Annotated in this window: 7 protein-coding genes and 1 pseudogene; 6 read left to right on the forward strand and 2 right to left on the reverse strand. The window is 64.0% G+C overall.

Annotated elements, in window-relative coordinates:
- The 4 genes and pseudogenes from BIS11_RS05220 to BIS11_RS05235 form a co-directional block, all read left to right on the forward strand.
- A pseudogene (locus tag BIS11_RS05220) lies at positions 1-725 on the forward strand (poly-beta-1,6 N-acetyl-D-glucosamine export porin PgaA); the annotation flags it as partial.
- Complete coding sequence (pgaB, locus tag BIS11_RS05225; RefSeq protein ID WP_253422249.1) at positions 725-2,677, forward strand: poly-beta-1,6-N-acetyl-D-glucosamine N-deacetylase PgaB; 1,953 nt, start codon at positions 725-727, stop codon at positions 2,675-2,677. The pseudogene BIS11_RS05220 and the gene pgaB, both read left to right, overlap by 1 nt.
- Positions 2,674-3,948 carry a poly-beta-1,6-N-acetyl-D-glucosamine synthase gene (gene pgaC, locus BIS11_RS05230; RefSeq protein WP_253422251.1) on the forward strand — a complete coding sequence of 425 codons (1,275 nt, stop codon included), beginning with the start codon at positions 2,674-2,676 and terminating at the stop codon, positions 3,946-3,948. Before pgaB ends, pgaC begins: the two co-directional genes overlap by 4 nt.
- On the forward strand, positions 3,914-4,294 hold the full coding sequence (locus BIS11_RS05235) for a hypothetical protein (RefSeq protein WP_253422253.1): 381 nt from the start codon (positions 3,914-3,916) through the stop codon (positions 4,292-4,294). Before pgaC ends, BIS11_RS05235 begins: the two co-directional genes overlap by 35 nt.
- Before the next feature lie 19 nt (positions 4,295-4,313).
- On the opposite strand, the gene BIS11_RS05240 is transcribed toward BIS11_RS05235, so the two are convergent.
- Positions 4,314-4,895: a hypothetical protein gene (locus tag BIS11_RS05240; protein WP_253585794.1), complete on the reverse strand. Its 582-nt coding sequence runs from the start codon at positions 4,893-4,895 to the stop codon at positions 4,314-4,316.
- Positions 4,896-5,024: 129 nt separating this feature from the next.
- On the opposite strand from BIS11_RS05240, the gene BIS11_RS05245 reads away from it, so the two are divergent.
- Positions 5,025-6,338, forward strand: coding sequence for a hypothetical protein (locus BIS11_RS05245; protein WP_253422257.1), 1,314 nt, complete (start codon positions 5,025-5,027; stop codon positions 6,336-6,338).
- A 6-nt stretch (positions 6,339-6,344) separates the two neighbouring features.
- Here the strand turns inward: BIS11_RS05245 and BIS11_RS05250 are convergent, their stop codons facing one another.
- The gene (locus BIS11_RS05250) at positions 6,345-6,863 is read right to left on the reverse strand and encodes a zinc ribbon-containing protein (RefSeq protein WP_253422259.1); all 519 of its coding nucleotides are present in this window, start codon (positions 6,861-6,863) and stop codon (positions 6,345-6,347) included.
- A gap of 183 nt (positions 6,864-7,046) precedes the next feature.
- Here BIS11_RS05250 and leuS point away from each other — a divergent pair.
- The coding region (leuS, locus tag BIS11_RS05255) for a leucine--tRNA ligase (protein WP_253585795.1) at positions 7,047-9,542 on the forward strand (2,496 nt) is incomplete at its 3' end.

Consider the following 9,542-nt stretch of genomic DNA (forward strand, 5'->3'; position numbering starts at 1 on the left):
AGTTCGACGAGCGAGAGCTTCGCGCCGGCTACACCATGGCGGGCTACGAGATCAACCTGCACCCGGCGACCGTGGTGGTCGCGGCAGGCACCGGCGCGCAGCTGGGTCGCGACTTTCTCGCCCAGGTGGACATTCGCTACGCGTTCGATGACCAGCTCAGCGCGACGCTCGGCGCCGACATCAACAGTGTGGATACGCCGCTGCGCGCGCTCGATGACGGTGTCAGTGCCGATCGCTACCGCGCCGAACTCGCCTTTCGCCGCGACGAGCGCGGCACTGGAGCGATCGGCGTATCGGCGATGGACTTCAGTGATGACAACCTGCGCCGCGCCGCCTACGGCTACTGGCGCGAGACGCTCTATCACCTGGATCGCTGGCAGATCGATGCTGAAGTACAGGCGAGCGCCTCGCTCAACGACGACGTGACGGCGAGCTACTTCAACCCGGAGCGTGACGCGAATCTCGGCGGGTTGCTGTCGGTGAACTACGAGATTCCGCTGGATTACCGCCAGTCGTTCACCCAGACGCTGACGATCGGCTCCGGGCGCCACTGGCAGGAGAATGTCGATGCCGAGAACACCTGGTCGATCGGCTACGGCCACCGCTTCGAGCTCGCGCCACGCTTCGAGCTCGAATACGGCATCACCCGGGAGCGCGCGGTCTACGATGGCATTCCCGAGTACGACAACACCCTAAGCGCAGGTTTCGTATGGAGATTTCAATAATGGACTGGCGACGACTCATCGCAGGCGTGGTGATACTGCTGGCGAGCCTGCCGGCCCTGGCGCAGCGCGCTCCGAACGACTTCGTGGTGATCAGCTACCACGACGTGGTGGATTCCCAGGTCACACCGGATAGAACGCTCTACTCCCAGACCATCACGCGCACGCGGCTGGTGGAGCATTTCAACCTCATCGAAGCCGAGGGCTACCAGCCGGTCAGCTTCCAGCAGATCCTCGATGCCCGAGAAGGCCGCACGCCGCTGCCGGACAAGGCGGTACTCCTGACTTTCGACGACGGCTACCGGAGCTTCTACGACATCGTCTTCCCGCTATTGAAGCTCTACGACTTTCCCGCCGTGCAGGCGGTGGTGGGCAGCTGGCTCGACGTGCCCGAGGGCGGTCGGGTGCCTTACGGGGCCACCACCCTGCCCCGGGAGCAGTTCTTGAGCTGGGCGCAGGTGCGCGAGCTCGACGAATCGCCGCTGGTGGAGATCGCCTCGCACTCCTTTGATCTGCACCACGGGGTGCTGGGCAACCCGCAGGGCAACGAGCAAGGCGCGGCGGTGACCAGCATCTGGAGCCGCCAGGGCGGCTACGAGTCCGAAACCGACTACCTGGCGCGCATTCGCGCCGACATGGCGCGCACCCGCGCGCAGTTCGACGAACATCTGGGTCGCGCGCCGCGGCTGATGGTGTGGCCCTACGGGGCGTACAGCCAGGCCACCCTTGACCTGGCCGCCGAGGTCGGCATGCGCTACACCTTCAGCCTCTTGAGCTCGCCCAACCGCGAAGGCGACTCGCTCGACAGCATTCACCGCTACCTGATCGACCAGGAGACCAGCCTGCAGACGATCAACGAGATCCTCGCCAACCGCGTGTGGGAGAACGAGGCGCTGCGCATCGTCCACGTGGATCTTGACTACGTCTATGACCCGGATCCGGTCCAGCAGGAGCAGAACCTCGACCGGCTGATCCAGCGCATCTACAGCTACGGCGTTTCCACGGTCTACCTGCAGGCCTTCGCCGACCCGGAAGGCGACGGCGTAGCCAACGCCCTCTATTTCCCCAACCGCCACCTGCCGATGCGCGCGGATCTATTCAACCGCGTGGCCTGGCAGCTCAAGAAGCGCGCCGGGGTAAAGGTCTACGCCTGGATGCCGGTACTCTCCTTCGACCTGGGCGAGCATCATGCCTACGTCATCAACGACCGCACCGGCGGCGAGGCGCCGGAGCTCTACCGCCGCCTCTCCCCCTTCGACGCCGACAACCGCCGGCTCATCAATGAGATCTACCAGGATCTCGGACGCATGACCAAGTTCGACGGCGTGCTGTTCCACGACGACGCCTTCCTGACCGATCACGAGGACGCCGGCATTGAGGCGCTCAGGGCCTACGTCAACGCCGGCCTGCCCGGCAGCCTGGATGCGCTGCAGAGCGAGGGCTCGATCGAGCGCTGGACCGACTACAAGGAGCGCTTTCTGGCGGACTTCACCCAGGAGCTTCTCGCCTCGGCCAACTACTATCGCCAGTCGGACAACAAGGCGTTCACCAGTTCGCGCAACCTGTACGCGATCACGATCATGAACCCAGAAAGCCAGCAGTGGTTCTCGCAAAGCGCACCTGGCTTCGCCCGCGCCTACGATTTTGTCGCGGTAATGGCCATGCCCTACATGGAAGGGGCCGACGCCGATCCCGAAGGCTGGCTGAGAACGCTCGCGCGGCGCGCGCTTGCCAGTGTCGGCGCCGATCAACTGGTGTTCGAGCTGCAGACCCAGGACTGGCGCACCCAGACGCCGATACCGAGCGAGGAGATCGCCGGCTGGGTGCGCCTGCTCAAGGAGGAAGGCATTCGCCACATCGGCTACTACCCGGACGACTTCCTGCAGAATCACCCTGAGATCGACGTGATCCGCCCGCACTTTTCCATCGGCCAACGCTTCAGGGCGCTGCCATGAACCTGCTCGACTCCCTGGCCGTCTTCACGCTCGGCTACCCAAGCGTCATGGCCACCATCTGGATCTGCGGCGGCGTCTATTTCTACCTTCACTGGGAGCGCAAGCAGCCGCGCACCACCACCTTTCAATGGCAGGCCGATGCACCGTCGGTTTCGGTGCTGCTGCCCTGCTACAACGAAGGGCTCAACGTCGATGAAACCGTGCAGCACCTGTTCAAGCAGAACTATCCCGACATGGAGGTAGTGGCGATCAACGACGGCAGTCGCGACGACACCCTGGCAAGGCTCACCGCCCTGGCGGCGACCCACCCGCGCCTGACGGTGCTCGACCAGCCCAATCAGGGCAAGGCGAGCGCGATGAACCATGGGCTGAGCCGCGCTCGCGGCGAGATCATCGTGGGCATCGATGGCGACGCGATCCTCGATTACGACGCGGTGGGCTTCATGGTCAGCCACTTTCTGAGCAGCCCCCGGGTGAGCGGCGTGACCGGCAATCCCCGAGTGCGCACCCGCTCGACGGCGATCGGCAAGATCCAGACCGGCGAGTTCTCGGCGATCATCGGACTGATCAAGCGCGCCCAGCGCATCTACGGCATGGTGTTCACCATTTCCGGGGTGATCTGCGCCTTTCGCCGCCAGGCGCTGGAAGAGATCGGCGGCTGGAGCACCGACATGATCACCGAGGACATCGACGTCAGCTGGCGACTGCAGCTGGCCGGCGGCCAGGTGCGCTACGAGCCGCGCGCCATGTGCTGGGTGTTGATGCCGGAAACCCTGCGCGGGCTCTACAAGCAGCGCCTGCGCTGGGCCCAGGGCGGTGGCGAGGTGTTTTTGCGCTACTTCACCCAGACCATGCGCTGGCGAAACCGCCGCTTCTGGATCCTGATGCTCGAATACATCGTCAGCGTGATCTGGTGCTACTCGGTTCTGGTGCTGATGCTGGCTTGGCTCGTCACGACGCTGCTCTCGCCCTGGAGCTTTCCGGTCACCGCCGGGATGCTGTCGTATTTCGGCAGCCTTTTGGTCTTCATCAGCTTCATCCAGTTCTCGGTGAGCTTCTACATCGACAGCCGCTACGACCGCGAGATTCTCAAGTGCGTGTACTGGAGCATCTGGTACCCCTTCGCCTACTGGCTGCTCAACATGACCACCGTGATCGTCGCCTTTCCCAAGGCGATGCGTCGTCAAAAGGGCCGGCTCGCCACCTGGCAGAGCCCCGACCGAGGAGAGATGTTCCATGAGCAACAAGCTGACTCCCGTGATCATCGATAACGCCTGCCGCAAAGGCTGGCAGTACCGCGCCCGCGACAGTGTCATGGCGCTGATCACCCTGGCCCTGTGGCTGATGGTGCTGTCACGGCTGCATGCCTTCTACGCGGTGGAAGACGCCATCCTCGCCCAGCTCCTGAACTCGGCCATGCTCCAGCTGCTGGTGGCGGGGTTCGTCGTCACCTTCCTGACGTTTCACGCCTGGGCGATCTACAATCGCTATCTCTATCTCAGCCTGGAAAGGGATCGCACGCAGACGGTCGTGCCGCTGCTCGAGCAGCAAGAATCCTGGGGTGCACCGCTTCATGGCGTTCGCCTCGACGAACGCGTCGAGAAAGCGAGGCGCTAGCCAGTGCCGCCCCTCGCAATCAACCGCCCATCAGCCGCTTGATAAAACGCACCACCGCATTGGGTCGGGGTCGGGTGTCCCACTTGTAGAGCTTGCCCTGAGGCAGCTCGGCCTCGGCTCCGTAGCCGGTGAGGTCCTTCGAGAGCAGCGGCGCCAGCGCGTAGAGGTGGTCCTCGTTGTCGCGCGACGCTTGCTGCATATGCGACAGTGTCTTCTTGATGACGGCGTAGTTGCCTGGCGGCCGACCTCGCTCTTCGAAGGAGGCGACATCGTCCGGGTCGATATGGTCGTGATAGACCCGCCACTGCTCGCGCCCATCCTTCCAGCACGCGAACTGGGAAAGCCAAGCCTGCTCCTCGAGCTCGCCGAACATCATCTCGCGCCCGGCGGAGAGAAAACGCCGCTCCTCGGGCAAAAAGAACAGCGATGCACGCCCACCGCCATACTCGAAGACGAACAGCCGCTCGTCGGGGGTGACCACTGCCACCAGGTCCGGGTCGTCGGTTTTTTGCGTCTCTTGCGCGACCAGGTCCTTCTTTATCTGATCGAGGTGCGCGGCGTCGCAGACGAGCCACGAGAAATCCATGTGTTGATGTTTCATTGCGCTCACGCTTGCCAAGGGTTGAAGGGGTAAAACTACCGCCAATCTCCCGCTTTTTCGACCGTGGCTTTTGCTGGTCTTTCGCCGCCTGTCCGATTAGCCTGCTAACTCGACAGCCAAGGATCGATCATGGAAAGAAAAAGCTCCCGGCCTCGCCTGGCAGGCGTTCTGGCGCTCGCGGGTCTGATCGCGCAGATCATCGGTTTCACTTCCTGGGCCGAGACGACCCAAGCAGTGAGCTACCTGTTCTGGGCAGCGGTGGCGCTGCTGTGGAAAGACATACCCAAGCGCTCGCGAACTCAGGCGGCGGTGCTGATCGTACTCTCCTGCGCGATGCTGGCGCTGGCGCGGCTTGGCTATGGCGCAGGCATCCAGTGGCCCCGAGTGCTGGAGGGCAACGTCTTCGTGGTGGCGATGCTGGTCGGGGTGAGCTTCATATCGCTGATCGGCCCCCAGGAAAACACCCGGGCCTCGGGCAAGCGGCTGACCGGCAGCGGCGGCATTCTGCGTACCTGGCTGGGCGTGCACTTTCTCGGCACCATCCTGAACCTTTCCACCATCTTCATGGTGGGGGATCGTATCGCGCGCCGGCGTCCGTTGAGCATGCCCCAGTATCTGGCGCTTAATCGGGGGCTTTCAAGCGCCGCGCTCTGGTCACCGTTCTTCGCCTCGATGGGGCTGGTGATCGCCCTCGCCCCGGAGGTGAAGTACGGCCATATCGCGCTGCTGGGGTTTCCGCTCGCCCTGCTGTCGGGGCTTTTCACCACCGTGGAGCTCGACCGGCGCTTCGATCTCGCCGAGATCGACGGCTTCTCGCTCTCGCCCCGAAGCCTTCTGATGCCGCTGTGCATGGCGGCGGGCGTCATGCTCTTTCACTTCTGGCTGACGCCGGCGCTCTCCATCGTCAGCATCATCACGTTCTTGATTCCCGCCGTGGCGGTATTCGCCAACCTGCGTCACGGCGCCCTTCAGACCGTCAAGCGCGTACGCCTGCACACGTTCAATCGCCTGCCCGCCATGCGCGGCGAGCTTTCGCTGTTTCTGGCGGCGGGGCTTCTGACCACCGGGCTCTCCACGCTGGTCAACGCCGCCGCCGGCGAGAACTGGACGCTGTTCGCGCATTTCGGCACGCCTCAGGCCATGGGGAGTTTTGTCGCGATCACGCTGAGCGCGCTGGCGGGGCTTCACCCGATCATCGGTATCTCGATACTGGCCTCGGTGCTCGAGCTTGCCGCCAGCGAGCAGACGCTGTTCGCCTTCGTGGCGCTCAGCGCCTGGTCGGTGGGGACCAGCGTCGGGCCGCTTTCGGGCATCAACCTTTCGCTGCAGGGGCGCTATGGCGTGGGTAGTTATGCGATGATGCGCAACAACTTGGTCTATGCGGGGGTGATGAGCCTGCTCTCGCTGGGCGCGATCGCAGGCTTGGGCTTGGTCGGCGCCTGAGAAGAATCAGGTCTCGACGATCTTGTTCGGGAAGCGGTAGAAGTAGCGGTGGCCACACTGGTGGCAGGGCTCGAGGCGCGCAACGTTTTCGAGCATCACCTGGGCATCGCAATGAACGCAGGCCATGAGCCCGGGAGCGGCCACCTCACCTTCGCAGTAGTCGGCCCGGGCGGCTTCCAGGTCGTCCTCGAAGCGCTCGCGCTCGACCACGCTACGATCGGCGATCGACAAGAGCGACTCCGCCACCCGCCGCGACAGCGTGTCGATGTCGACGCCCAGCCACTGGGCGACCTGCTTGCCGGTATCCGCCATGTAGTGGCGCATGTCCTTGAGATCGCGCTCGACCCAGGCGCGCAAGAGCGCCAGTTCGTCCTTGGTGTACTCCTCGAACTCGGCCTCGAAGGCCACGGCGTCGTCCAGATCCTTCTGCAGGTTGGTCCAGGTGAGCTCGTGGGCGCCATCCTTCATGCGCTCCAGTAGGCGTTCGTAGCCTTCGCGCAGCCGGTGATCGTTGTGTCGTTCCATGGTCGCTCTCCTTTTTCAATACCGCCTTCGATGTTGCGCTTGACGTGCGTGGCCACCATAGGCGGCTAACCGTTCAAGGTTTTATCAGCATAGGATACAATCGAGCCTACTTGTCTGACAGATGTCATTCTCATTCATACCGCGCCCGCAGGGGCGACTTACGCCAAGGCATTGAAAAAACCGATGGATGCACACTACAGCCCTCGTGAGATCGAACGTGACGCCCAGCAGTACTGGGACAAGAACCAGTGCTTCAAGGCGGTAGAGGACGCCAACCGCGAAAAGTTCTACTGCCTGTCGATGTTCCCCTACCCCAGCGGCAAGCTTCACATGGGCCACGTGCGCAACTACACCATCGGTGACGTGGTCTCGCGCTTTCACCGCATGCAGGGCAAGAACGTCCTTCAACCGATGGGCTGGGACGCCTTCGGCATGCCGGCGGAGAACGCCGCCATCCAGAATCAGGTGCCACCGGGCGAGTGGACCTACCAGAACATCGACTACATGCGCAACCAGTTGAAGGCGCTGGGCTTCGCCTACGACTGGAGCCGCGAGTTCGCTACCTGCGACGTCAGCTACTACCGCTGGGAGCAGTGGTTCTTCACCAAGCTGGTCGACAAGGGCCTGGTCTACAAGAAGATGTCCACGGTCAACTGGGACCCGGTGGACCAGACGGTACTGGCCAACGAGCAGGTGATCGACGGCCGCGGCTGGCGCTCCGGGGCACTCGTCGAGCGCAAGGAAATCCCGCTGTGGTTCTTGAAGATCACCGACTACGCCGAGGAGCTACTGGCGGATCTGGACAAGGTCGAGTGGCCCGAGCAGGTCAAGACCATGCAGCGCAACTGGATCGGCAAGTCGAAAGGCGTCGAGCTCGCCTTCGACATCGAAAGCCGCAACGGCGAGGTTTGCGAGCCGCTGTCCGTCTACACCACTCGCCCGGACACGCTGATGGGCGTGACCTACGTGGCCGTGGCCGCCGGGCATCCGCTGGCGAAAGCCGCCGCCGAGCACGACCCGGCGCTTGCCGCCTTCTGTGACGAGTGCGCCAAGGGCGGCACCTCGGAAGCCGAGATGGCGACCAAGGAGAAGCTCGGCATGGCCACCGGCCACAGCGCGATCCACCCGATCACCGGCGAGCGCGTGCCGGTGTTCGTGGCCAACTTCGTGCTCATGGAGTTCGGCACGGGTGCTGTCATGGCGGTGCCCGCCCACGACCAGCGCGACTGGGAGTTCGCCACCAAGTACGGTGTGGCGATCAAGCCGGTCATCGCCGGTGAAGACGGTAGCGCACCGGATCTGTCGGCTGCCGCCTACACCGAGCACGGCACGCTGATCAACTCCGGCGAGTTCGACGGCCTCGGGTTCGAGGCGGCGTTCGAGGCCATCGCGGCGAAGCTTGCCGAGATGGGCCGCGGCGAGGTGAAGACCAACTACCGCATCCGCGACTGGGGCGTGGCCCGCCAGCGCTACTGGGGCGCGCCGATTCCGGTCAAGTACGGCCCCGAAGGCCAGACCGTGCCGCTGACCGACGAGGAGCTTCCGGTGCACCTGCCCATGGAAGTCACCGTCGACGCCTCCGGCTCGCCGCTCAAGAAGATGCCGGCGTTTTCCGATATGGGCGACGGCTGGACGCGGGAAACCGACACCTTCGATACCTTCATGGAGTCCTCCTGGTACTTCGCCCGCTTCGCCTGCGCCGACAATCACGATGCCATGCTCGACGCGCGCGCCAACTACTGGCTGCCGGTGGATCTCTACATCGGCGGGATCGAGCACGCCATTTTGCACCTGCTCTACGCGCGCTTCTTCCACAAGCTGATGCGCGATTTCGGCCTGGTCGAGTGCGACGAGCCCTTCCAGCAGCTGCTCACCCAGGGCATGGTGATCGCCGAGACCTACTACCGCACGCAGGATAACGGCGGCAAGCAGTGGTTCAACCCGGCGGACGTGGACGTCACCCGCGACGACAAGGGCCGCCCGGTCAGCGCGGTATTGATGAGCGACGGCGAGCCGGTCGAGATGGGCGGCATCGAGAAGATGTCGAAATCCAAGAACAACGGGGTCGATCCGCAGTCGATGATCGATCGCTTCGGCGCCGATACCGTGCGCCTGTTCATGATGTTCGCCGCCCCGCCGGAGCAGTCGCTCGAGTGGTCCGACTCCGGCGTCGAAGGCGCGCATCGCTTCTTGAAGCGCATCTGGCGTCAGGTTCAGGAGCATCTCGAGGCCGGCACGCCCGGCTCGCTCGATACCGCCGCACTCGACGACGATCAGAAGGCGCTGCGGCGCAAGACCCACGAGACGATCAAGAAGGCGAGCGACGATATCGGCCGGCGCACCACCTTCAACACCGCCATCGCCGCGGTGATGGAGCTTTCGAACGCCGTGGCCAAGTTCGACGATACCTCCGCCCAGGGTCTTGCCGTGAGCCGCGAAGCGCTCGAGGCCTGCGTGCTGATCCTTGCGCCGATCACCCCGCACATCGCCCATGCGCTGTGGCAACAGCTTGGCCACAGCGAACCCGCCATCGAGGCGACCTGGCCTGCGGTGGACGAGACGGCGCTGACCCGCGAAAGCCTCGAGCTCGTGGTGCAGGTCAACGGCAAGCTGCGCGCCCGCCTCGAGGTACCGGCCCAGGCAGACAAGGCCTCCATCGAGCAGCTGGCGATGGAGAAC

Source organism: Halomonas sp. 707D4 (assembly GCF_024158685.1).
Lineage (GTDB): Bacteria > Pseudomonadota > Gammaproteobacteria > Pseudomonadales > Halomonadaceae > Vreelandella.

Bases quoted from the DNA above. Each gene is read 5' to 3' on its own strand.
- pgaB (WP_253422249.1), top strand. From the start codon at position 725: ATGGACTGGCGACGACTCATCGCAGGCGTGGTGATACTGCTGGCGAGC.
- pgaC (WP_253422251.1), top strand. From the start codon at position 2,674: ATGAACCTGCTCGACTCCCTGGCCGTCTTCACGCTCGGCTACCCAAGC.
- BIS11_RS05235 (WP_253422253.1), top strand. From the start codon at position 3,914: ATGAGCAACAAGCTGACTCCCGTGATCATCGATAACGCCTGCCGCAAA.
- BIS11_RS05240 (WP_253585794.1), bottom strand. From the start codon at position 4,895: ATGAAACATCAACACATGGATTTCTCGTGGCTCGTCTGCGACGCCGCG.
- BIS11_RS05245 (WP_253422257.1), top strand. From the start codon at position 5,025: ATGGAAAGAAAAAGCTCCCGGCCTCGCCTGGCAGGCGTTCTGGCGCTC.
- BIS11_RS05250 (WP_253422259.1), bottom strand. From the start codon at position 6,863: ATGGAACGACACAACGATCACCGGCTGCGCGAAGGCTACGAACGCCTA.